Origin of the sequence: Pseudoxanthomonas indica, from assembly GCF_900167565.1 — a bacterium.
GTDB classification, from domain to species: domain Bacteria; phylum Pseudomonadota; class Gammaproteobacteria; order Xanthomonadales; family Xanthomonadaceae; genus Pseudoxanthomonas_A; species Pseudoxanthomonas_A indica.
Window position 1 is genome coordinate 492250 of sequence record NZ_FUZV01000002.1, and the last position, 22674, is coordinate 514923.

23 protein-coding genes and 1 pseudogene are annotated in these 22674 nt (G+C 66.4%); 9 read left to right on the top strand and 15 right to left on the bottom strand.

Going from position 1 to position 22674, the window contains the following annotated elements; genetic code table 11:
- The first annotated feature begins 11 nt into the window (after positions 1-11).
- The 3 genes from lgt to B5X78_RS12865 are packed head-to-tail and all read left to right on the top strand — an operon-like array spanning position 12 to position 2183.
- Positions 12-884, top strand: coding sequence for a prolipoprotein diacylglyceryl transferase (lgt, locus tag B5X78_RS12855; protein WP_079724922.1), 873 nt, complete (start codon positions 12-14; stop codon positions 882-884).
- A complete protein-coding gene (locus B5X78_RS12860) occupies positions 881-1675 on the top strand; it encodes a thymidylate synthase (protein WP_079724923.1) in 795 nt (264 codons plus the stop codon). Before lgt ends, B5X78_RS12860 begins: the two co-directional genes overlap by 4 nt.
- Before the next feature lie 10 nt (positions 1676-1685).
- On the top strand, positions 1686-2183 hold the full coding sequence (locus B5X78_RS12865) for a hypothetical protein (protein ID WP_079724924.1): 498 nt from the start codon (positions 1686-1688) through the stop codon (positions 2181-2183).
- 45 nt (positions 2184-2228) lie between these two features.
- On the opposite strand, the gene B5X78_RS12870 is transcribed toward B5X78_RS12865, so the two are convergent.
- Positions 2229-3233 (bottom strand): hypothetical protein, encoded by a 1005-nt coding sequence (locus B5X78_RS12870; protein WP_079724925.1) that lies wholly within the window; start codon positions 3231-3233, stop codon positions 2229-2231.
- Between the two features lie 65 nt (positions 3234-3298).
- On the opposite strand from B5X78_RS12870, the gene B5X78_RS12875 reads away from it, so the two are divergent.
- Positions 3299-3799, top strand: a complete 501-nt coding sequence (locus B5X78_RS12875; RefSeq protein ID WP_176140858.1) for a dihydrofolate reductase — start codon at positions 3299-3301, stop codon at positions 3797-3799.
- Positions 3800-3822: 23 nt separating this feature from the next.
- Here the strand turns inward: B5X78_RS12875 and B5X78_RS12880 are convergent.
- The 9 genes and pseudogenes from B5X78_RS12880 to B5X78_RS12920 form a co-directional block, all read right to left on the bottom strand.
- Positions 3823-4665, bottom strand: a pseudogene (locus tag B5X78_RS12880) (symmetrical bis(5'-nucleosyl)-tetraphosphatase); the annotation flags it as partial.
- The gene (apaG, locus tag B5X78_RS12885; RefSeq protein WP_079724927.1) at positions 4665-5042 is read right to left on the bottom strand and encodes a Co2+/Mg2+ efflux protein ApaG; all 378 of its coding nucleotides are present in this window, start codon (positions 5040-5042) and stop codon (positions 4665-4667) included. The pseudogene B5X78_RS12880 and the gene apaG, both read right to left, overlap by 1 nt.
- Before the next feature lie 46 nt (positions 5043-5088).
- Positions 5089-5889 (bottom strand): 16S rRNA (adenine(1518)-N(6)/adenine(1519)-N(6))-dimethyltransferase RsmA, encoded by an 801-nt coding sequence (gene rsmA / locus B5X78_RS12890; RefSeq protein WP_079724928.1) that lies wholly within the window; start codon positions 5887-5889, stop codon positions 5089-5091.
- 7 nt (positions 5890-5896) lie between these two features.
- Positions 5897-6880, bottom strand: a complete 984-nt coding sequence (pdxA, locus tag B5X78_RS12895; protein WP_079724929.1) for a 4-hydroxythreonine-4-phosphate dehydrogenase PdxA — start codon at positions 6878-6880, stop codon at positions 5897-5899.
- A 1-nt stretch (position 6881) separates the two neighbouring features.
- Positions 6882-8273, bottom strand: coding sequence for a peptidylprolyl isomerase (locus B5X78_RS12900; protein ID WP_139381557.1), 1392 nt, complete (start codon positions 8271-8273; stop codon positions 6882-6884).
- Entirely contained in the window at positions 8270-10705 is a 2436-nt protein-coding gene (gene lptD / locus B5X78_RS12905; RefSeq protein WP_079724930.1) for an LPS-assembly protein LptD, read from the bottom strand. The genes B5X78_RS12900 and lptD overlap by 4 nt, the downstream gene beginning before the upstream one ends.
- Before the next feature lie 152 nt (positions 10706-10857).
- The gene (locus B5X78_RS12910) at positions 10858-11766 is read right to left on the bottom strand and encodes a histone deacetylase family protein (RefSeq protein ID WP_079724931.1); all 909 of its coding nucleotides are present in this window, start codon (positions 11764-11766) and stop codon (positions 10858-10860) included.
- A 13-nt stretch (positions 11767-11779) separates the two neighbouring features.
- Positions 11780-12340, bottom strand: a complete 561-nt coding sequence (locus B5X78_RS12915; RefSeq protein WP_079724932.1) for a cob(I)yrinic acid a,c-diamide adenosyltransferase — start codon at positions 12338-12340, stop codon at positions 11780-11782.
- Between the two features lie 4 nt (positions 12341-12344).
- Positions 12345-12950, bottom strand: a complete 606-nt coding sequence (locus B5X78_RS12920; RefSeq protein WP_079724933.1) for a hypothetical protein — start codon at positions 12948-12950, stop codon at positions 12345-12347.
- 80 nt (positions 12951-13030) lie between these two features.
- Between B5X78_RS12920 and ubiH the strand changes: the two genes are divergently transcribed.
- Both ubiH and B5X78_RS12930 read left to right on the top strand, forming a co-directional pair.
- Positions 13031-14245 carry a 2-octaprenyl-6-methoxyphenyl hydroxylase gene (gene ubiH, locus B5X78_RS12925; protein WP_079724934.1) on the top strand — a complete coding sequence of 405 codons (1215 nt, stop codon included), beginning with the start codon at positions 13031-13033 and terminating at the stop codon, positions 14243-14245.
- Positions 14242-15420: a UbiH/UbiF family hydroxylase gene (locus B5X78_RS12930; protein ID WP_079726180.1), complete on the top strand. Its 1179-nt coding sequence runs from the start codon at positions 14242-14244 to the stop codon at positions 15418-15420. The genes ubiH and B5X78_RS12930 overlap by 4 nt, the downstream gene beginning before the upstream one ends.
- A 2-nt stretch (positions 15421-15422) precedes the next feature.
- On the opposite strand, the gene B5X78_RS12935 is transcribed toward B5X78_RS12930, so the two are convergent.
- From B5X78_RS12935 to B5X78_RS12955, 5 genes are all read right to left on the bottom strand, one after another.
- Positions 15423-16145 carry a hypothetical protein gene (locus B5X78_RS12935; protein WP_079724935.1) on the bottom strand — a complete coding sequence of 241 codons (723 nt, stop codon included), beginning with the start codon at positions 16143-16145 and terminating at the stop codon, positions 15423-15425.
- A 77-nt stretch (positions 16146-16222) separates the two neighbouring features.
- A complete protein-coding gene (locus B5X78_RS12940) occupies positions 16223-17140 on the bottom strand; it encodes an SMP-30/gluconolactonase/LRE family protein (RefSeq protein WP_079724936.1) in 918 nt (305 codons plus the stop codon).
- 47 nt (positions 17141-17187) lie between these two features.
- The gene (gene rlmM / locus B5X78_RS12945) at positions 17188-18249 is read right to left on the bottom strand and encodes a 23S rRNA (cytidine(2498)-2'-O)-methyltransferase RlmM (protein ID WP_079724937.1); all 1062 of its coding nucleotides are present in this window, start codon (positions 18247-18249) and stop codon (positions 17188-17190) included.
- Positions 18250-18252: 3 nt separating this feature from the next.
- Positions 18253-18813, bottom strand: a complete 561-nt coding sequence (locus B5X78_RS12950; RefSeq protein ID WP_079726181.1) for a nucleoside deaminase — start codon at positions 18811-18813, stop codon at positions 18253-18255.
- A 2-nt stretch (positions 18814-18815) separates the two neighbouring features.
- On the bottom strand, positions 18816-20573 hold the full coding sequence (locus B5X78_RS12955) for a glutamine--tRNA ligase/YqeY domain fusion protein (RefSeq protein WP_079724938.1): 1758 nt from the start codon (positions 20571-20573) through the stop codon (positions 18816-18818).
- A gap of 189 nt (positions 20574-20762) precedes the next feature.
- Here B5X78_RS12955 and B5X78_RS12960 point away from each other — a divergent pair, with 189 nt between their 5' ends.
- The 3 genes from B5X78_RS12960 to msrA all read left to right on the top strand — a co-directional run bounded on the left by B5X78_RS12960 (position 20763) and on the right by msrA (position 22540).
- Positions 20763-21431 carry a glutathione S-transferase family protein gene (locus B5X78_RS12960; protein ID WP_079724939.1) on the top strand — a complete coding sequence of 223 codons (669 nt, stop codon included), beginning with the start codon at positions 20763-20765 and terminating at the stop codon, positions 21429-21431.
- Positions 21432-21498: 67 nt separating this feature from the next.
- Entirely contained in the window at positions 21499-21768 is a 270-nt protein-coding gene (locus tag B5X78_RS12965) for a putative signal transducing protein (protein ID WP_079724940.1), read from the top strand.
- Between the two features lie 121 nt (positions 21769-21889).
- A complete protein-coding gene (gene msrA / locus B5X78_RS12970) occupies positions 21890-22540 on the top strand; it encodes a peptide-methionine (S)-S-oxide reductase MsrA (protein WP_079724941.1) in 651 nt (216 codons plus the stop codon).
- Positions 22541-22674 lie beyond the last annotated feature (134 nt).

Genomic DNA, 22674 nt, shown 5'->3' on the forward strand with positions numbered 1-22674 from the left:
ATCCGAGGCGCATGATCTACCTCCACCAGATTGACCCGATTGCCCTGTCGCTGGGCCCGTTGAAGCTGCACTGGTACGGCTTGATGTACCTGCTGGGATTCCTCGCCGCCTGGTGGTTGGGGCGGCGGCGCGTCGCCGAAGGACGTCTGCCGGGCGTGGACGCCAACGGCTTTTCCGATCTGCTGTTCTATTCGATGCTCGGCGTGGTGCTGGGCGGGCGCATCGGCTACATCCTGTTCTACGGTTTCGAGGGCTTCCTCGCCCATCCGCTGTCGATCTTCAAGGTATGGGAAGGCGGCATGAGCTTCCACGGCGGCCTGATCGGGGTGATGCTCGCGGCGCTGTGGTGGACGCGCCGGCAGCGCCTGCACTATTTCGACACGATGGATTTCGTCGCCCCGCTGGTGCCGCTGGGCCTGGGCTTTGGCCGGCTTGGCAATTTCATCGGCGCTGAGTTGTGGGGCAAGTACACGCGCGCGGACTGGGGCGTGATTTTCCCCACCGATCCGGCGCTCAAGCAGTACAGCGCCGAACAGTTGCAGGCGGCCTATGCCAGCGGCGCCTTGAACGGTTTTGCCCGCCATCCGTCGCAGCTGTACCAGGCGTTCCTGGAAGGCCTGGTGATGTTCGTGGCGCTGTGGTGGTTCTCCAGCAAGCCGCGTCCGCGCTATGCGGTGTCCGGATTGTTCGCGCTGTTGTACGGCGTGTTCCGTTTCGTGGTGGAATTCGTGCGCGTGCCCGATGAGCAACTGCAGTATCTTGCGTTTGGCTGGTTGACCATGGGCCAGCTGCTCAGCGTGCCGTTGATCCTGCTGGGCCTGTATCTGTTCTGGCTGTCGCGTCGTTCGCCCACGCTGGCGCCTGCCGCCAAGGAAACCGCATGAAGGCTTATTTGGATCTGCTGCGCCATGTGCTGGAACACGGCGCCGAAAAATCCGATCGCACCGGCACCGGCACGCGCAGCGTGTTCGGCTGGCAGATGCGCTTCGACTTGAACGAAGGCTTCCCGCTGGTCACCACCAAGAAGCTGCACCTGCGCTCGATCATCCACGAGCTGCTGTGGTTCCTCAAAGGCGAAACCAACATCGCCTACCTGAAGGAAAACAAGGTCAGCATCTGGGACGAATGGGCCGATGCCAACGGCGAACTGGGCCCGGTCTACGGCAAGCAATGGCGGCACTGGGCCACGCCGGACGGCGGCGAGATCGACCAGATGAAGTGGGTGGTGGACGAGATCAAGCGCAATCCGGATTCGCGCCGCCTGATCGTCAGCGCCTGGAACGTGGCGGAATTGCCGCAGATGGCATTGATGCCTTGCCACAGCCTGTTCCAGTTCTACGTGGTCGACGGCAAGCTCAGTTGCCAGCTGTACCAGCGCAGCGGCGACATTTTCCTGGGCGTGCCCTTCAACATCGCCAGCTATGCCTTGCTGACCCATATGGTGGCGCAGGCCACCGGCCTGGGCGTGGGCGATTTCGTCCACACGCTGGGTGACGCGCATCTGTACTCCAACCACTACGAGCAGGCGCGCGAGCAGTTGACCCGTACGCCGCGTGCGCTGCCCAAGCTGCAGTTGAATCCGGACGTGACCGATCTGTTCGCGTTCGAATTCGACGACATCGAAATCCTGGGCTACGACCCGCACCCGGCCATCAAGGCGCCGGTCGCGGTCTGATCCCTTCGCCATGTCCGACTTTGAATTGAGCCTGCCGCGCGGCGCGGCGTACCTGCGCGAACACTATCTGCGCTGGTGGTGGTTCCGCAGCGGTTGGCGGCGCTGGCTGTGGCTGGCGTCGGTACTGCTGGCGCTGGTGGCGGTGGTGGTGGCATTCACCGCCTCCACGCAGACCCTGCTGCTGTCAGCGGTGGTGGTGGCCGCGGCCGGGTTCGCGCAGGCCGTGGTGCCGTGGCTGGAATTCCGTCGCTGGAAGCGCAACGCACTCGGTGGCCTGGAGACGATGCCGGATCTGCGCCTGTCGCTGATCGACGGCGTGCTGCGCTTCGGTGCAGGTCCCAGCGTGCGCTACGACGTCGCTGGAGACGTGATTGATGTGCCGGGTGGGGTGTTTGTCTACGAGCGTGGCCAGGCGGGTCGGCATGTGTTCCTGCCGCGCCGGTGGCTGGCGGATCCCAAGGTGCTGACGCTGCTGTCGGCGTGGCGGCCCGAACGCGCCTGGCGTTGATCGGCGTGCGCGGCGCAGGGTGGTCGACCCCGATGCAGGTGCGGCTTACGGTGTGACCGGTGGCGCGCGCTTGCAGTTTGCGCAGCGGAAATACGCCGCCGCGCCGGGATAGTCCACGGTCATCACGAAATGGCGAAAGGCGTTGCCGCCCAGCGCACCATCGACGCGCGCATCCATGAAGCTGGACATGAAGTCGTGGAAGTTGCGGTCTTCGCGGTGAGTGAACCACACCGGGCCGACCTTGTAGCCGGCGATGATCACTTCGGGTACTTCGATCATCGCCGAGCCCATGCCGGCCTGCGCATCTTCGATCACGCGCCACTCCGGATGCGCCTTGCGCCAGGCACGGAACACACTGTCGGCAATCATGCTGGTGGCGCGTTCGGCCGGGCCGTCCTCGCCCAGCGCGATCAAGGCGGATGGATTGAGCACGGTCATCGCGCCGGTATCCAGCAGCAGCGAGTAGGTCTTGCCGGCGATGCCCACCTGCATCCGTGGAAACGCCGCCTGGCGCTGTCCCTGTGCGTCGGTCTTGAAACCCAGCGGCAGGCGTCTGGCCTCGGCGGTGGGTTTCCAACCTGGCAGTTCCAGCCGGAACACCTGCCCCGGGTAATCCCAGGTCCAGATGCGCCCATCGAACCAGGCCTGTCCCAGCATGCCGTCGTCGTCACTGGTGCCCGGCAACTGCCGCCCCGCCAGTTCGGCGGGCAACACCATCATCCGGCCACCGTCGGCCAAGGGCGGCGGTATGAACGCCGCCAGCGCAAACGTCGGCAAGCGGGTGGTACGCGCGCGGTCGCCCACTTCGCGCAGCGCCAGCGGGTCGGCCAGCGGTTCACTGATCAACTTCAGCCGTTCGACCGCAGCCTGCTTGATGAAGAGTCCGCCACCGGTGTCGGTATACAGGCGCAATTCCTGGCCCAGGCCGTCGCTGGCCTGCAGGTAGACGCGGTCGGCTTCGAAGCGCGCGGGCAGCACCTGCGCCAGCACCGGCGCCGTCGACAGCCACAACAGCAGACCACCGGTGCGGCCCAGCAGGGTCAAAGGCATCCGGACTTCCCATGTTCGAGCCATGCCGCGAAACTACCCGGGTCCCGGCCCGCCCGCAATCGCCCATGCCTCTGCTGTCACTCATCGCCGCGCTGGATCGCCACAATGCCATCGGCCGCGACAACGACCTGCCGTGGCGGCTGCCTGACGACCTCAAGCGCTTCAAGGCGCTGACGCTGGGCAAGCCGGTGCTGATGGGGCGCAAGACCGCACAATCGCTGGGACGTGCGTTGCCCGGGCGGCGCAACCTGGTGCTGAGCCGCAGCGGCCAGCTGCCGTTCGAAGGGATGGAAGCAGTGACCAGCCTCGATGACGCCCTCGCCTGGTCAGGCAGCGAAGGCGTGGAGGAGATCTGCGTGATCGGCGGCGGCGAGATTTACGCGCAGACCTTGCCACTGGCCGACGCCCTGTACCTGACCCATGTCGATACCGTGGTGGAAGATGCGCACGCGTTCTTCCCGGCCATCGACGCGGCGCAGTGGGACATCGTCCGGCGCGAAGCACATGCCGCCGACGCCAGGCACGCCTTCGCCTTCGAGTTTGTCGACTACCTGCGGATTCGCTGACGGTCGCGACGACCGGCTCAATCCTTCTCGCGCGGATCCCCACCCGGCACATCGCGGCCCGCCACCTGCACCAGCCGGACGTCGTCGGTATCCAGCTGCAAGGCAGTGAGCTTGCCGCCCCAGACCGCGCCGGTGTCGATCGCGTGTACGCCGTGGCCAATCATCAGGCCCAGGGTGGACCAGTGGCCGCAGACGATTTTCAGATCGCGTGCTGCCCGGCCGGGCACTTCGTACCAGGGGTACAGGCCCTGCGCCTGGGTACCGGGCGCGCCCTTCTCTTCGATGGCCATGCGCCCGCGCGGGGTGCAGTAGCGCATGCGGGTCAGCACGTTGATGATGGCGCGTGCGCGGTCGTAGCCGGCCAGGCCGCTGGACCAGTTGGGCTTGTCGCCATACATGTTGCGGAACAGCTTGCGGTAACCATTGCCGTGCAGCTGCTGCTCCACTTCCTGCGCATAACGCTCGGCCAGCGCGCTGGTCCACTGCGGCGCCAGGCCGGCATGGATCATCATCCAGCCCAGTGAGCGGTCGACGTGGACCAGCTTCTGTCCACGCAGCCAGTCCAGCAGCACGCGCGCATCGTCGGCCAGCACCACGCGCTGCAGGTCCTGATTGACCTTGCGCTGTTCGTCCGGGGTGCGCTCACCGATGGCCAGCAGCGACAGGTCATGGTTGCCCAGCACCACCACGCTCTGTTCGCGCAGCGAGTGCACCAGGCGCAGGGTTTCCAGCGACTGGCCACCGCGGTTGACCAGGTCGCCGCAGAACCACAGGCGATCCTGCGCGGGATCGAAGCGCAGCTTTTCCAGCAGCCGTTGGGTGGCGTCGTAGCAGCCCTGCAGGTCGCCAATCGCCCAGACCGCCATCAGTGCAGGGTCCGCGGAATGGAGAGGGTGAACTCCGGAATCGGCGCATCGAAATGGGTGCCGTCGCCGGCCACCATGTCATAGCGTCCCTTCATGGTGCCAATGTCGGTTTCCAGCACCGCGCCGGAGGTGTACTCGAAGTCCTCGCCCGGTTGCAGCCAGGGCTGTTCGCCGACCACGCCGGCGCCTTCCACTTCGCGCACCTGGCCATTGGCGTCGGTGATGATCCAATGCCGTCCGAGTACCTGCGCCGCGGCCTTGCCGCGATTGTGGATGCGGATGGTGTAAGCGAAGACGTAACGCCCTTCCTCGGGCGCGGACTGATCGTCCAGGAACCGGGTGGCTACGTCGATATCGATGGCGTAGTCATGTTTCATGGTGACAGTGTATTCACTGCCGCGTGAAACGGGAAACGCCGTTTGCTCAGTCGGTGATGGCGCTCGCGTGGGGCAGGTTGGCCAGACGGACAAAGCCAGCCACTTCCACCTGTTCGGCGCGTGCGTCGGGGCTGATGCCGGCGGCTTCCATCTCGCTGCTTTCGCAGACGCCGGACAGTGCATTGCGCAGCGTCTTGCGGCGTTGGCCGAAGGCGGCACGCACGATGTCGCTGAAGCGGGCATGGTCGTTGACGCGGATGTCCTCGCGCGGTTTGGGCGCCATCCGCACCACCGCCGAGTCCACCTTGGGCGGTGGCCGGAACGCGCCCGGCGGCACCACGAACAGCGGCGTCACCTGGCAGTACGCCTGCAGCATCACGCTCAGTCGCCCGTAAACCTTGCTGCCGGGTCCGGCGGCCATCCGGTCCACCACTTCCTTCTGCAGCATGAAGACCATGTCGGTGATCGCCTCGGCATGTTCCAGCGCGTGGAAGAGGATTGGCGAGGACAGGTTGTAGGGCAGGTTGCCGACCAGGCGCAGGCGCTCGCCATTGGCGAGCTTGCCGAAGTCCACGGACAACACGTCCTTGTGGATGATGGTCAAGCGGCCCACGCCCTCGGAGGCTTCCATCAACGGCGTGATCAGATCGCGGTCGAACTCGATGGCGGTCAGTTCGCCATGCTTGCGCAACAGCGGAAAGGTGATGGCGCCCTGGCCAGGGCCGATCTCCACCAGGCGGTCGCCGGGTTGCGGATTGACTGCCAGCACGATCCTGTCGATGTAACTGCGATCGGTCAGGAAGTGCTGGCCCAGGGATTTTTTGGGCGGTGCCTTGAAATGCGACATGGGCCCATTATGGGTGATGGCGACGGCGTTGCAGCGCGATGCGTGCGCACTGCCCGGTGGCGGCGAACAGACTGGAGGCATCGGCCAGGCCGCGGCCAGCCAGTTCCAGCGCGGTGCCGTGATCCACGGCCACGCGCGGATAGGGCAGGCCCAGGGTCAGATTGACCGCATGCTCGAAGCCGCTGTACTTGAGCACCGGCAGGCCCTGGTCGTGATACATCGCGAGCACGGCATCGAAGCCGGACAATTTCTGCGGCAGAAACGCCGTATCGGCGGGCAGCGGACCGACCAGTTGCCAGTCCTGCGCACGCAGCTCGGCCAGCACCGGTTCGATGATCTCGATTTCCTCGCTGCCGAGGTGGCCGGCTTCCCCCGCATGCGGGTTCAGGCCGAGCACGGCGATCACCGGATCCGCGATGCCGAAATCGTGGCGCAGCGCATCGCGGGTGATGCGCAGGCAATCGCGCAGCAACGCCGGCTGGATGGCATCGGCGACCTGCCGCAGCGGCAGGTGGGTGGTGACCAGCGCCACCCGCACGATGTCGTTGGCCAACATCATCACCACCTCACGGCCGGCATGGCTGGCGAGCAATTCGGTGGTGCCGGTGTAGGCAATGCCGCCGGCGTTGATGGCGGCCTTGTGCACCGGGCCGGTGACCATGCCTTCGAACTCGCCGTCCAGGCAGGCCTGGGCCGCTGCGGTCAGCGCCTGGATGACGCTGGCGGCATTGCGCGGATCGGTCTGGCCGAACACGCTGGAGACGGCGTGCGGAATGGGCCGCACGCGCAGATCGCCGGGGCGCTCGGTGGCCTCGTGCTCATTGCGCAGCCGCAGGGGCAGAGAAAGGGCCTGGGCCGCGGCCTGCAACACCTGCGGGTCGGCCAGGGCGACCAGGCGGCAATCCTGGCGCGGGATCTGCGCCAGGCGTACGCACAACTCGGGACCGACGCCCGCCGGCTCGCCTGGAACCAGCGCAAGCGCCGGCAGCATGTCAGCTGCCGGAGGGTTCGGTGGTCGGTGCGGCCGGGGGAGCGACCGGCGCGTTGACCGGGGTGCCGTCGGTGGCGGCGCCTTCGCCGGTGCGCACATTGACGTAGGCTTCGCCACGCATTTCGGCCAGGAAGCGGTTGTACTCGTCTTCCAGCTTGCGGCGGCCAATCGTCTCGCGCACCTGCGCGCGCTGGTTCTGGTTGGTCACGTCGGTCTGGCGCGTTTCCACGCGCTGTACGATGTGCCAGCCGGCATCGGTGCGGAACGCCTGGCTGACCTGGCCATCATTGACAGCTTGCACGGCCTGGCCGAATTCCGGCCCGTAGGCGTCGGCCGGGAACCAGCCCAGATCGCCGCCTTCGCCGCGGCTGTTCGGATCTTCCGAGGATTCCTTGGCCACTTCGACAAAGTCGGCGCCGCCGGCGATGCGCGCACGCAGCGTGTCGATCTTGGCCTTGGCGGCGTTGGCATCCTGGGTGGGGCTGATGCGCACCAGGATGTGGCGGGCGTGGTATTCGGTCACCGTCTGCTGCGGACCCTGCGAACCATCGCGGGTTTCCACCAGCTTGAGGAGCTGGAAGCCGCTGGCGCCGCGAATCGGGCCAATCACCTGGCCAGCCGACATGGTCTTGAGCGTTTCGACGAACGCGGTCGGAATTTCATCGACCGAACGCCAGCCCAGATCGCCGCCTTCCAGCGCGTTGGGGCTGTCGGAATAGCGAACGGCGGCGGCGTTGAATTCCATCTCGCCCTTGTCGATCAAGCTCTTCACGCCTTCAATCTTCTGCTGGCCCGTGGCGATCTGCTCGGCGGTAGCGCCGTCGGGCAGGGCGACCAGGATGTGCGCCAGGTGGTACTGGGTGCGGGTGGCTTGGGACTGGCTGGCCAGGGCGGCATCGACTTCGCCCTCGCTGACCTGGATGCGGCTCTGCGCAAAGCTCTGGCGCAGGCGCTGCACGGTGATCTCGTCGCGCAGGGTGGCGCGGAAATCGGGGAACGAAATGCCGTCGGCCGCCAGACGCTGACGCAGTACGTCGACCGACATGTTGTTCTGCTGGGCCACGCTGGCGACGGCGTTGTTGACCTCTTCGTCGTTGACGTGGATGCCGGTGTTGGCGGCGCGCGCCACCTGCAGCTTGACCAGGATCAGGCGCTCCATGACCTGGCGTTGCAGCACCGCCTGGGGCGGCAGTTGGCCGGGCTGGGTGGCGTACTGCGCGACCACGTTGTTGACCGCGCGATCGAGTTCGCTCTGCAGGATGACGTCTTCATCCACGACGGCGGCGATGCGGTCCAGGGGCTGCGTGGTCTGCGCCCACAAGGGGGCCGCGGTGGTCGACAGCAGGGCGGCCGCAACAAGAGCGGCAAAGGGGCGGCACAGCTTGGATTTCATAGGGTTACGTCCGGCACATTGGGGTCATCGTCCGGGTCCGGCGTCGTATTGCTCGGCGGGACGAGATAGAGGTCGTCTCGGTAATAGCCGAGAATACCACGGCGCAAGGTGCGCTCCGTATCTTGGCCAGCCGAGCCGAGGCCCTTGAGGACAAACTCCACCTGGAAGGAGTTGTTCATCTCTCCCTCGCGGTTGCGCACATAGCGGCGCACCACGGCGCGCACCGCCAGGCAGCAGCTGTCCCACTGGACGCCACCGATGGCCTCCAGCAGTTTGTTGTCGTCAAAGGAGTGGTAGTAGCGGCCGACCACGCTCCAGGACGGGGAGATCGGGTACAGGAACGAGAAATCGGCCTGCTCCAGCAAGTCGCGGCGATAGCGGTAGCCCAGGTTGATGACGCCATCGTCGCCGGTCAGGTAGCGGATGCGCAGGCTGGCCAGATCCTGTTTGCGGATCTTGGGGTCCCACTGGTAGGCCGCGCCGAGCTTCCAGCGGTCGTTGGGCGCAAAGGTGGCATCGGCCACCCAGGCCGACTTGCCTTTCTCGGTGGGTGCTTCGCGCGGCAGGGTGACCAGGCTGTCATCGAAATAGCGGATCTGGCCAAAGCTCAGGGCCAGCTTTTCGAAGCCGTCGGTCTGGCGCAGCCAGCGTGAGGTCAGCGCCAGGGTCAGCTGGTTGGCATCGGCCTGCCGGTCCGGACCCGAGTAGCGGTTGTCGCGGAACATCTGCCCCCAGCTGAAGGTGAAGGCGCGCGTATCGAACACCGGGATGGCGTCCTGATTGCGGTACGGCACATTCAGGTAGAACAGGCGCGGCTCCAGCGTCTGCAGGAAGTTTTCGCCGCGGATTTCGGTTTCGCGATCAAAGAACAGGCCGGCGTCGAGCGAGCCAATCGGCAGGCTGCGGGTGGGGTTTTCCTCGTAGTACGGCGCCAGCATGGCGTCGGTCACCGAGCCCGCCGGGATGCCCAGCTCACTTGCGGCACGGGTGATGGCGAGCGAGCGAGCCAGCGCCGGCTCCAGCTTGTAGTCGGTGTAGCGCCAGGCCAGGGTCGGCGTGACAAACCAGGAGGCGCCCTGCAACGGCATCGAGATGTACGGCTTGAAGTCCAGCCGGGTGCCGTCGGGGCGCCGGTTGTGCTGGAAGCGCACGCCTTCGGCGTAAACGCCGGCCGAGAACCACTTGCTCAACGGCTTTTCCCAGTTGAGATAGGCGCGCGGCAGGCGGTTGTAGGGCAGCGAGAATTCGCTGGAGGTGAAGTCGGTCAACTGCCAGGCATCGGCCATGATGCCGGCATTCCAGCCCTTGCCCACGCCGTACACACCGATGGTGCTGGTGGTGGACGCGGCGGACAGGCCAATCAGCGTATTGCTGAAGTCTTCGGTGTAGCGCGAATCACTGAACCAGATCAGGTTGGCGCGGGCCTGCCAGTACTGGCTGATGTTGTGGTAGCCGCTGTAGTTGAACATCCCGCGGCTGTCATCCGGGTCGGGATTGATCGCCGGATTGAAGTCGTCCTCGTGGGTCCGCTCTTCCAGCAGGTCATCCTTGGGCATGTAATTGCCGCGCAGGGTGCCTTTGCCGCCGCGATACAGGTAGCGGAATTCAGCGCCCAGCGAAGGGCCGCGCGCGCTCATCCAGCGCGGATACAAGGTGGCGTCGTAGTTCGGCGCCAGATTGAGATAGATTGGCTGGCGGTAATCGAAGCCATTGCGACCGGACTTGGCGATGGCCGGGTACAGCAGGCCGGTATGGCGTTGATCGTCCACCGGGAACTTGAAATAGGGCACGTACAGCACCGGCACATGGCCCAGGCGCACGGTGGCGCCACGCGCCACACCCCAGCCGCTTTCCGTATCCACATCAATGCGATGGGCGCGCAGTTCCCAGCGCCGGTCATCGGGATCACAGGTGGAATAAGTGGAGTGGTATAGCTTGCCCTGCGGGCCGGTCATGTCGATGCGATCGGCGCCGCCATTGCCGCGCCGTTCGACCAGCTGGTACTGCACGTTGTCGATCTGGTGGCGGTCGGCGTTCTGGTCGCCGCGCGCGCTCTCGGCCACGATGCGGATGCCGGCGTCCTGATAGCGGACATGGCCATCGGCGGCATAGGTGTCCGATTCCTGGTCGTACTTCAGATTGTCCGCGCCCAGGAACTGATCGCCACGCACCAGCGCGACGTTGCCGCTGTATTCCAGGCTCTGGTCGGTGCCGCCCAGCTTGTCGCCCTGTACCGTGGTGTCCTGGGCAGCGCGCGCTGCGCGCCCCTGTTCGGTATTGGCGCTGGCATTGGCTTGGGGTGCGTCCTCGAAGACCGGCACCGGGTCCTGGATCGGGCACAGGGCCCAGCTTTCGGGCTTGTCGTCCGCCAGCGCCGGCAAGCACAGGGCGATACTGAAAGGCAGAGGGAGCAAGCGAAGGACTGGACGCACGCGGTACCGGACTCCGGGTTGGGCGGTTCTTCAGGTGGGGGACTTCGGACGCGCAGGCTTCAGAAGCGGTCGCTAGCTTGCCGTATCCCTTGCATGCGGGCAATGAAGGCATGCCGGCGGCGTCGGATGAGGTTCATCCAGTTGCGGTCGCTTCAGCGCAGTTCGTCCACGTGGGCGGCGCTGCATTCGCGCAGGGCTTCCAGGTCGTAGCCACCCTCGAGCAGGGAGACGATCCGGCCGGCGGCATGTCGACGGGCCACCTGGCGCAACTGCCGGGTCAGCCAGGCGAAGTCTTCGGTTTCCAGCATTAGGTCGGCGAGTGGGTCGCGCATATGCGCATCGAATCCTGCAGAAATCAGCAGCAGCTGTGGCTTGGATTCTTCCAGCGCCGGCAGAAGTTGGTCGGCCCAGGTGTTCTGGAAGCGGAAGCCGCCGCTGCCCGGCGGCAACAGGGCGTTGTGGACGTTGCCGGCGCCGCGCTCGTAGACCGCACCGCTGTGCGGAAACAGGCCGGACTCGTGGCTGCTGAAATAGGCCACGCGCCGGTCGTTGTAGAAGATGGCCTGGGTGCCGTTGCCGTGGTGGACGTCGAAGTCGACGATCGCCACCCGTTCCAGGCCATGCTTCTCCAGCGCATGCGCTGCGGCGATGGCGATGTTGTTGAGCAGGCAGAAGCCCATGGCCGTGTGCGCGGTGGCGTGGTGCCCGGGCGGGCGCACCGCGCAGAAGGCGGTATCGGCGTCGCCGCGCATGACTGCATCCACGGCGGCGATGCCCGCCCCCGCGGCGCGCAGGGCGGCGGCGCGCGAGGCCGGCACCATCACCGTGTCGGGGTCGAGCTGGCGCGTCCCTTCGAAGGGAGTATCGAGCAGCTCGCGCAGCAGGTCGTCGTCGTGGACGCGGCGCAAATCACCGAGCTTGGCCAGCGGCGCCTCGCGCCAATCCAGATCCCCATGCTGCGCGCGCAAGGCTTCCAGCACCACCTCCAGCCGGGCCGGCCGTTCCGGATGCCCGGCGCCAGGATCGTGGGCCAGACAGTCGGGGTGGGTGTAAATGATCACGTCGCGGTGTGCCTCAGACAGGGCGCCGGCGTTCGTGGTTCCAGAGCACTTCGCCGTGACCGTCGGCGCGGGCCAGCACGCGGGCCAGCACGAACAACAGATCGGACAGACGATTGAGATAGCGGATCGCTTCCGGGCGAACGGCATCGTGGCGCGCCAGGGTCACCGTCTCGCGTTCGGCGCGCCGGACGATGGTGCGCGCCAGGTGGCAGCGCGCGGCGGCTTCGCCGCCGGCCGGCAAAATGAAATCCTTGAGCGGCGGCAGGGCATCGTTGTAGTGATCCAGCCGGGCCTCCAGCGCGTCCACATCCTCGCCGGTGATCGCCGCATGGCCGGGGATGCACAACTCGCCACCCAGATCGAACAGCTGGTGCTGGATCACGGTCAGCAGGGCGGCCACATCCTCGGGCACCTGCGGCGCGGCCAGTACCACCCCGATGGCGGAGTTGGCTTCGTCCACGGTGCCGTAGGCAGTGACGCGCGCGGAGTCCTTGCCTACGCGCGAACCATCGCCCAGACCGGTACTGCCGTCGTCACCGGTGCGGGTGTAGATCTTCGACAGGCGATTGCCCATCGGATCAGCGCACCGACTTGTCGTGCGCCTGGCCGATGCGTGCCAGCTGCTGCACGCCCACATGGGCGATCACGGCCAGGCCCACATAGATGGCGGCCACGCGCAGGTACGGCAGGAACCAGTCGCTGTAGTTCTTCCACCAGCCGGCCAGCGTCGGCTCGCTGACGCTGCTGCTCATCCAGTAGAAGCTGCCCTGGGCCAGCAGATGGCAGACCGCCACCGAGGCAAACAGGCTGACCACCACGATGGCCAGGCTGCGGCCGAAGCGTTCGCTGCTGTAGTAGCGACGCGCCAACAGGCCACCCGCCCACAGCGCCAGGTGCGCCGGCAGCAGGAACCAGTAACCCGGCGAGACACAGTAGTGCGTCCAGAAGTTGATGCCCTGGCCGGAAATCACCACGTAATCCACCAGCACCGCCAGGCCCATGAAAAGCGGGAAGGCCCAGCGGCTCCAGCCGCGCAGATAGAAGCCGGCCAGGAAGAACACCGCCCAGGAGGCGTCCGGGATGCCACCGAAGTGGGTCAGCGTGGCAGGCAGGTGCAGGCGCGTGGTGACCAGCAGCAGCGCGAGCACAAGCAGGATGGCGGCGCGTTGGGACGAGTTGTTCATGCGGGCAGGTTCCGGGGTCTCAGCGGCGCATTCTAGCGCGGTTGACCGGGCGCGGCCCCGCCTTCCCTTATCATGGCGGCATGACGGAACGACAGCATGATGTGGTGATCGTGGGCGGTGGCCTGGTCGGCGCCAGCCTGGCCATCGCCCTGGCCCGCCACGGCACGCGCGATGTGGCGCTGGTGGAAGCGGCTCCGCCGACGGCGATGCCCGCGGTCTTTGATCAACGCAACCTGAGCTTCGCCGCCGCCACCGTCAACGCGCTGGCTGCGTTGGGGGTGATGCAGAAGTTGCAGGCCCCCACCGGGGCCATCCGCCGCATCCACATCAGCCGCCAGGGCGACTTCGGGCGCGTGCGCCTGGACGCCGCCGACTATGGGCGTGATCGATTCGGCGAGGTGGTGGTGGCACGCGACTTCGGCGCGGCGCTGGAACGCCGGCTCGAGGAACTGCCCGGACTGACCCGCTATCGTCCCGCCACCTTTGTCGGCCTGGCCGAAACCGATGGCTTGATGCGACAAGTGCGCCTGCATACCGGCACCGGCGAACAGATCATCGGCACGCGCCTGCTGGTCGCCGCCGATGGCACCCGCAGCGCGGTGCGCGCAGCGCTGGGCATCCGCACGCACACCCATGACTACGACCAGACCCTGTTCGTGGCGCGCGTGCGTGCCGAACAGGCGCCGGACGGCACGGCTTACGAGCGCCTGACTGCGCAGGGTCCGACGGCATTGCTACCGCGCGGGGATCGCCACTACGGCGTCGTCCACGGTGTGCCGACGGCTGAAGCCGACGCGGTGGCTGCGCTCGATGAAGCCGCCTGGCTGGCCCGCCTGCAGGCCAGCGTGGGCTGGCGCGTGGGGCGCTTGCTGGCCAGTGGTGAACGCAGCGCCTACCCGATTGCGCGGGTGCTGGCCGATGCGGTGATCGAACATCGTGCGGTGGTGTTGGGCAACGCCGCCCAGACCATCCACCCGATCGGCGCGCAGGGTTTCAATCTGGGCCTGCGCGATGCGCTGACCCTGGCCGAGTTGATTGAGGCCGCCGAGGATCCGGGCGCCGCTGCGCTGCTGGCCCACTACCACCGGCGTCGCGAAGAAGATCGCCGGCGCACGCTGGCCTTTTCCGACGGGCTGGCGCGCCTGAGCGCCAATCCCGCGCCGTTGATGCGACCCCTGCGCAGCCTGGGCATGGCGGCCATCGATGCCTCCGGCACTTTGCAGGCCTATCTGGTCGGCGGGGCGATGGGATTCCGCGGCGACGTGCCGATGTTGTGTCGCGAGGTGGCGGCATGAGCCGGCGCGGCCAGATTGATGCGGTGATTGTCGGTGGCGGCGTGGTCGGCGCGGCCTGCGCATTGGCGCTGGCGCAACAGGGTCAGGAAGTGGCGCTGGTGGAAGGTCGCGCGCCGGCGCGTTGGTCGTCGGAGCAGCCCGATTTGCGCGTCTACGCATTCGCGCCTGACAACGCGGCCTTGTTGGACAGTCTGGGCGTATGGCCATCCATCGTGGCTGCGCGCGTGCAACCGTATCGGCGCATGCGCGTGTGGGATGCGGCAGGCGGTGCCGAGCTGGCCTTCGATGCCGATGCGTTGGGACGTGCGCAACTGGGCTGGATTCTGGAAAACGCGCTGCTGGTGGATCGCCTGTGGGCGGCCCTGCCTGCCGCTGGCGTGCGCTTGCATTGCCCGGCCACGGTCGAGGAAGTGGAGCAGGATCAGGATGGTGTGCGCCTGCGTTTGAGCGATGGAAGCCGGCTGGATGCGCGCCTGGCGATTGCCGCCGACGGCGCTGCCTCGCAGCTGCGGCGCAGCGCCGGCATCGATGTGTCCGATCACGACTACGACCAGCGCGGCGTGGTCGCCTTCATCGAGACCGCACACGCACATGAAGCAACGGCGTGGCAGCGTTTCCTGCCGGGCGGTCCGCTGGCGGTTCTGCCGTTTGTCGAAGGCCGCAGTTCGATTGTCTGGACTTTGCCGACCGCCGAAGCCGAGCGCGTGATCGCATTGAGCGACGAAGCGTTTGCCGGCGAATTGCAGTCGGCCCTGGGCGGACGCCTGGGCGCCATGCAGCCAGTGTCAGCGCGGGTGGCCTTTCCGCTGCGTCGACAACTGGCGCGCCGGTTTGTGGAGGATCGCATCGTGCTGGTTGGCGATGCCGCTCATGTGGTGCACCCGTTGGCGGGGCAGGGCGTCAACCTGGGCCTGCGCGATGTGTCCGCGTTGCGCGAGCTCGTCATCGCCGCTCAGGCGCGCCGCGTCGACTGGACCGCGCCGCATCGGCTGGCGCGTTGGGCGCGCGTGCGACGCAGCGAGAGTCTGGCCGCGGCCTACACCTTCGAAGGCATCAACCGGGTCTTCTCCAACGATGAAATGCACCTGACCCTGCTGCGCGGTCATGCCTTGGGCCTGGCCGGCAAACTGCCGGCATTGGCCAACCTGCTGTGGCGACGCGCTTCGGGCCTGTAGTCTCAGCCCGGCAGGAACGGAAACACCAGCTTCAACAAACCGGCGAGTCCGTCTTCGGCGGACTTGGCGATGGTCTCGGCGCCCAGGCTGTTGAGCGCCTGGCGGGCATCCTGCCAACGCAACTTGGCCACGTCCTTCTTCAGCAGATCCGCAATCGCTTCGGACGTGGGCGCCAGCTTGTTCAGTTCGTTGCGGATCTGCACCGGATCGGTCTGCAGGTAGCCCCAGCGCTCGGCAATTGCCAGCAGCGTATCGAAGCGCACCGCCACCACCTCGCGATTGCGCTCATACACCGGCAGCGCCCCCACATCCAGGATGGCCTGCTCGAACTGTTGCTGGTCATCCGGATGCTCGATGCGAATGGCCAGGAAGCCCTCCTTGCGGCTGCGCTCACTGACATGCTTGGCGCCGGCGCGCAGGTTGGCCTCGCTCAGGACGGTGGCGACGATCCGCTGCAAGGCCGCCTCGCGCTGCTCCGGCACCAGCGCGCGCCAGCGGGCGTAGGCATCGCGCCGCAGCGCACGCACCTTGGCCGGCGTTACCCGCAGTTGTCCGGCGACGGTGAAATTGGAATCCGCCCGCGCAATCGCGCCATCGCGCTCGAGCAGCATGAAGATCAGCAGTTCCAGATCGCGCTTGGTCAGCGACTGGAACCCCTGCAACAAGGTCAGGCGCAGGAACTCCTGGCCGAAGGCAGCGGGGTCTTTCAGATCGATGGGCGACATGGTGGCTCCTGCAACAGGGGAATCAGCGCGGTGTGGGCGGTCGGGCATGGTGACACGGCCGGTGCCAGCGGCTGAGACTAGCGGGCGCCATGCTCCCGGCCCGGCACATCGCTGCGGAAAACCTCGACTGCGCCACGGTCCTGCAGGGTCACGTACACCGTGCGCCCGTCGTGTCCGCCAAAGGCCACGTTGGTCGGCTTGCGGCCCTTGAGCTGCACCTCGCGCAGCAGGCCACCCTGCGGCGTCAGGATCGCGACGGTGCCGGCGCCATACCGGGCGATGTAAAGATTGCCCTGCGCATCGCTGCGCATGCCATCCAGGCCATGGTCGCTGAACTGATGGATCAGCTGTTTGCCGGTGATGCGGCCTTCGCCATCCAGCGCGTAGCGCCACACCCGCCGCTGCACGCTTTCATTGACGTAGAGCGACCTGCCATCGGGACTGACTTCCACGCCATTGGTGGTGCCCATGCCGGTTTCCAGCAGATGGGTGCTGCCGTCGGCATCAATCCGCCACAGTTGGCCGCTGTCATGCTTCCAGTCCGGATCGCTGGCATAAAGGCGTCCGTCCGGCGCCAGCGCAATATCGTTGGGCTGGTGCATGCGCGGTTCGTGCGCGAACGTACTGACCTCGCCGTCCGGGCTGACGCGCAGGATGTTGTGGCCGCTATAGTCGGCCACCAGCATATGACCGTGGCGATCGAAGCGGATGCCGTTGCCCGTGCTGCCCTCGGGCAGGGTGACGAACAGGCTGGCCTGTCCGCTGCCATCCGGCTGGGCGCGTACACGGCCAATGGTGCCGTCTTGTCCGAAGCTCACCAGATACAGATCGCCATCCGGGCCCACGGCCGGCCCTTCAATTCCCGCGCTGAAGATGCCGTCGCCGACGTAATCGCGTGCCTCGAACAGCGGCGGCTCCGCTGCGAAGACGGGCGAGGCTAGCAGGAGGGCGAGCCCGGACAGGCACCAGCGACTACAACCGGGCAATCGATTCATCAGGCGAGGGCAGCGAAGGAGACGCCCGGAGTATGCCAGTGGCCGGGTCAGCGCGCGCCGCGCAGCGTGGCAAACACCGTGATCTCTTCGCGGTCGTGGTAGAGCTGGCGCGCGCGCACGATCAGATCGCGCTGCGACTGTTCGGCGAACAGGTCCAGGCACAGCCGGGTTTCATCCCAGCGCTTCTTCATCGGCAGCTTCAGGTTGAAGATCGCGTGCCGGCACCAGCCCTCGCGGAACCAGCTGGCCATGCGCTCGGCCACACGCCGCGGCTGCTCGACCATGTCGCAGACCATCCAGTCCAGCGGCTGCGCGGGCTTCCAGTGGAAGCCATCGGCACGCAGATGCTCGACCAGGCCGGTGTCCAGCACATGCTGGCGCAACGGGCCGTTGTCGACACTGGTCACGCGCAGGTGCTCGCGCGTCAGCACCCAGGTCCAGCCGCCCGGTGCCGCACCCAGATCCGCAGCGGTCATGCCGGGCTTGAGCAGGCGCTCGCGCTCTTCCGGTTCCAGCAGCACGCGGATGGCTTCTTCCAGCTTCAACGCCGAACGCGAAGGCGCGTCCGGCAGCAACTTCAAACGCGGGATACCGAGCGGCAAGGGCGAGGCATCGTGCGGATCGGCGATGGCCAGGAACAGATGATCGCCCTGCACGAACACTACATGCAGGCGCGGCAAGCGGGCGTCATCGCTGGCGCTCAGGCGCCCGGCCTTGCGCAACGCCGGACGCAGCGCGTTGCCGAAACTGCGCGCCAGGCCGGCCAGCGGCTTGGCCGCGTCGGAATCGGGATGCTCGACGAACAGATCGCCAAAGCGCTGCGGATGAGCTTCGAGCGCCTGCAGGATCGGGGTGATGCGATCCTTGGGATCGATGCCGCGCAACTCGGCGATCAGCATCAGCTTCGTCCGGGCGAACACCAGATCCTGCCAGGGCAGGTTGCGGCGCAAGTTGTCGGCTTCCTCACAGGCATAGATCACGTAGCCGTCATTGCGTTGCGCGCGTGCATAGCCCGCCGCGCCGGCCAAGGCCGCCTTCTCCGTCAGTTCGGCAGCCAGTTCCGGTTCGAAGCCCTGGCGACAGTAGGCGAGCAATCCGCTGGCATTCATTGGTCAGTACTTGTCGCCGCCGGCCTGGCCGTAGGCGTCCAGCACGGCGCGGGCGTCGTCGCGGCGCAGGTCACGCACCACTTCGATGCCGCGCTTGTTCAACTCGCCGATCCAGTCTGCCGGCAGCGGGCCCTCGTCGAACTCGGTCAGGCTCATCACGTCTTCCGAGCGCGCGCCAATCAGCAGGCGATCAATGCCGGCCCAGATCGTGGCGCCGTAGCATTGGCAGCAGGGCTGCGAGGAGGTCGCCAGCGTGATCGGCGCGGTCAGCGCATTCAAGCGTGGCGTCTGCATCTTCTGCTGGGCCAGCATGTACACCAGGGTTTCGGCATGGGCCAGCGAGCAGCTGTGCGGAATCACCCGGTTCACGCCGGCGGCAATTACCCGATGGTCGGGACCGAACAACACCGCACCAAACGGACCACCGGTGGCGGCCTCGATATTGCGGGCGGACAAGGCGATGGCCAGGCCCACCTTGTCTTCATCGCCCGGATACACCGCGCTCATGTCGACCGCCTCATGCACCCATGCGGGCAGCGTCAGATGCACCTGGGCGTACAACAGGCTCATGCCTTGGCCCAGGTATCGCGCAGAGTGACGCTGCGATTGAACACCGGCTTGTCGGCTGCGTGGTCGTAGCGATCGGCGACGAAATAGCCCAGGCGTTCGAACTGGAACGATTGTTCGGGCGCGGCGCTGGCCGCGGCCGGTTCGACATAGCCGGTGACGGTGCGGCGCGAATCCGGATTGAGGTAGTCGCGGTAAGTCTTGCCTTCGGCTTCGTCATCCGGATTGGGCACGGTGAACAGCCGGTCGTACAGGCGCACTTCGGTGGCCACCGCATGGCGCGCGCTGACCCAGTGGATGGTGCCCTTGATCTTGCGCTCGGCGCCGGCCATGCCGGGACGCGATTCCGGATCCAGCCAGCCACGCAGTTCGACGATGCGACCTTCGGCGTCCTTGATCACTTCATCGCAGCGGATGATGCCGGCGCCGCGCAGGCGCACTTCGCCGCCGGTGGTCAGGCGCTTGAAGCCCTTGGGCGGCACTTCCTCGAAATCCTCGCGTTCGATCCAGAGCTCGCGCGAGAACGGCACTTCCCGCTTGCCGAAGCTCTCGTCCTTGGGATGGTTGGAGAAACTCAAGGTTTCGACGTGATCGTCCGGCAGGTTGGTCAACACCAGTTTGAGCGGATCAATCACCGCCATGCGACGCGGCGCGGCGGCATCCAGATCGTCACGCAGCGCGCCTTCCAGCAGGCTGTAGTCGAGCAGCGAGTTCTGCTTGCTGATGCCAACGCGGTCCACCATCAGGCGCAGCGCCGAGGGTGTGTAACCCCGGCGGCGGATGCCCTGCAGGGTCGGCATGCGCGGATCGTTCCAGCCATCGACCAAGCCGTCGTTGACCATCGCCAGCAGCTTGCGCTTGCTCATCACCAGGTAATTGAAGTTCAGCCGCGAGAACTCGATCTGGCGCGGCTTGCTGGCTTCCTTCGGCAGGCCGCGCGCCAGCAGCGGCGCAATCAGTTCGGGCGAGTGGGCCAGATCGGTCTTGTCCACGCACCAGTCATACAGCGGGCGGTGGTCTTCGAATTCCAGCGTGCACAGCGAGTGGGTGATGCCCTCGGCGGCGTCGCTGAGCGAATGGGCGAAGTCGTACATCGGATAGATCGGCCAGTCGTTGCCGGTGTTCTGGTGCTCGACATGCTTGATGCGGTACAGCGCCGGATCGCGCAGGTTGATGTTGCCGCTGGCCATGTCGATCTTGGCGCGCAGCGTGCGCGCACCATCGGCAAACTCGCCGGCGCGCATGCGCTGGAACAGGTCGAGGTTTTCTTCCACGGAGCGATCCCGCCACGGCGAGTTGCGCCCCGCTTCGGTCAGGCTGCCGCGGTACTCGCGGACCTGCTCGGCGGTCAGATCGCAGACAAAGGCATCGCCCTGGCGAATCAGCTTGAGCGCGGCCTGGTAGAACACCTCGAAGTAGTCCGAGGCATGGCGCAGATCGTGCCAGTCAAAGCCGAGCCAGCGCACGTCGTCCTGGATGGCGGCGACGTATTCGGGATCTTCCTTGGCCGGGTTGGTGTCATCCAGGCGCAGGTTGCAGACGCCGCCGAATTCGGCGGCGATGCCGAAGTCCAGGCAGATCGCCTTGGCATGGCCGATATGTAGATAGCCGTTGGGCTCGGGCGGGAAGCGCGTCTTGATGGCCTGGTGGCGGCCGCTGGCGAGATCCTCGCGCACGATCTGACGGATGAAGTCGCGCTTTTCCGGGGACGAATCGTCCGGGCTGGCGTCGAGGGGAGCGGCGGTGTTCTCGGACATGCGGGGGGCTGGGCGCTGAATAACCAAACCGCAAGTTTAGCCGCTGGCCCCCGCGCCTGCTCGTCCCGTGGCCCGCCTGCGAGGGCAATCCTGGCGCCGCCGCGCCCGCCAGCTTCTTCACACGGATGCCGCGCGGCAGCGCCAGCGCCTATCCTGTGCACTTCATCGTCCGCTTCCGAGCTGCCCCCCATGAGCCGTCCCGTCCTGATCATCGGCAACAAGAACTACTCGTCCTGGTCGCTGCGCCCCTGGTTGTTGTTGCGCCATTTCGGCGTGGAGTTCGATGAAGTGCGGCTGCTGCTGGATACCCCGGAGTTCTTTGCCGAGGTCAAGCGCTACTCGCCGACCGGCAAGGTGCCGGCCCTGTGGGACGGCGATCTGCATGTATGGGATTCGCTCGCCATCAGCGAATACGCCAATGAGCGCTGGCTGGACGGTCGCGGCTGGCCGCAGGGGCGCGAAGCCCGTGCGCTGGCCCGCACCGCAGCGGCGGAGATGCACTCGGGCTTCGCCGCCTTGCGTACCCAGCTGCCCATGAACAGCCGCCGCCAGCCCGATGCCTATCGCTGGGACGACGCCGCGCAGCGCGACATCGATCGCGTGCAGGCGATCTGGGGCGAATTGCGCGCCCGATTTGGCGGGGCAGGGGATTTCCTGTGCGGTGAGTTCGGCATTGTCGATGCCATGTATGCGCCGGTGGCGATCCGCTTCCAGGGCTATGGCGTGCCGGTGGACGACGTCAGCCAAGCCTACATGCAGGCGCTGTTCGCGTTGCCGGCGATGCGCGAGTGGCGCGAGGCCGGCGCGGCCGAAAGCGAAACCGTTCCCTACACGGATGCGGTCAGCAAGCCGTTCTGACGTGCGCGCGATCAGCCCGGGGGTAGACTGCAGATCCCTCGTTGTTGAATCCTCGCTGGAGCCGCCCATGCATCTGGCTTACCTCGCCGACAACCTGGTCGACGCTCACCTGGTCAAGCACGCGCTGGAAGATGCAGGCCTGCCGGTGTTCGTGTTTGGCGAGTCGCTGATGGGCGGCATGGGCGAACTGCCGTTGTTCGGGGTGCTGCGGGTGTGCGTACCGGATTCGGCCGGCGAACAGGCTGATGCCATCGTGGCGGGTCTGGCGCTGGGCAGCCCGGTCGTGGGCGAGGATGACGCGAGCTGGGACGATGACGGGACGATCGTTCCGGTCTGAAGACGGGACGGCCCGCCCTGTCACCGACTTGCCGACACGGCTGGCCGCAACCCCGCGCGGCGCTTGAAAGTCGGCCTGCGACGCACCAGATCCAAGGCAGTCCTGACGAGCCGAGGTTTCCATGCTGGGTATTGGCGCATTCAAGCAACGCATGCCGCGACCGGAAGAAGCATTGCCCGGGCGCTCGCAGCCCTTGCCGCTGCATGACAGCCACTTCGTGCATGGCCGGCCGTTGCGGGTGGATACCACCGGCCTGCTCACGGTCGAGTTCGGTCTGGGCTGTTTCTGGGGCGCCGAGCGCAAGTTCTGGTCGCTACCGGGCGTCTACACCACTGCCGTGGGCTATGCCGGCGGTGCCACGCCCAATCCCACCTATGAAGAAGTGTGCTCCGGCCTGACCGGCCACAACGAAGTGGTGCGCGTGGTCTACGACCCGAAACAGATCAGCTTCGAACAGCTCCTGCAGGTGTTCTGGGAGAACCACGATCCCACTCAGGGCATGCGCCAGGGCAATGACGTAGGCACCCAATACCGATCCGCGATCCTCTGCCACAGCGCCGAACAGCGCGATGCAGCCCTGGCCAGCCGTGAGGCTTACCAGCAGCGGCTGCGTGAGGCGGGGTATCCGGACATCACCACCGAGATCGTCTACCCGGCGCCGGAGTTCTACTTCGCCGAGGACTACCACCAGCAGTACCTGGCCAAGAATCCGAACGGCTACTGCGGGCTGGGGGGAACCGGGGTGAGCTGTTCAATCGGCCTGGATGCCTGAGAAGGCGTCGCACGCACCAAGCGAGCGGTACTCGCCCGATGAGTCGAGGTGGCCGTCGCGAGCGGCAAGGGACGTCCGTCTCCGATCATGAAATTGATTTCGCTTGCAACCGATGCTTCCGCTTCATGACTTCC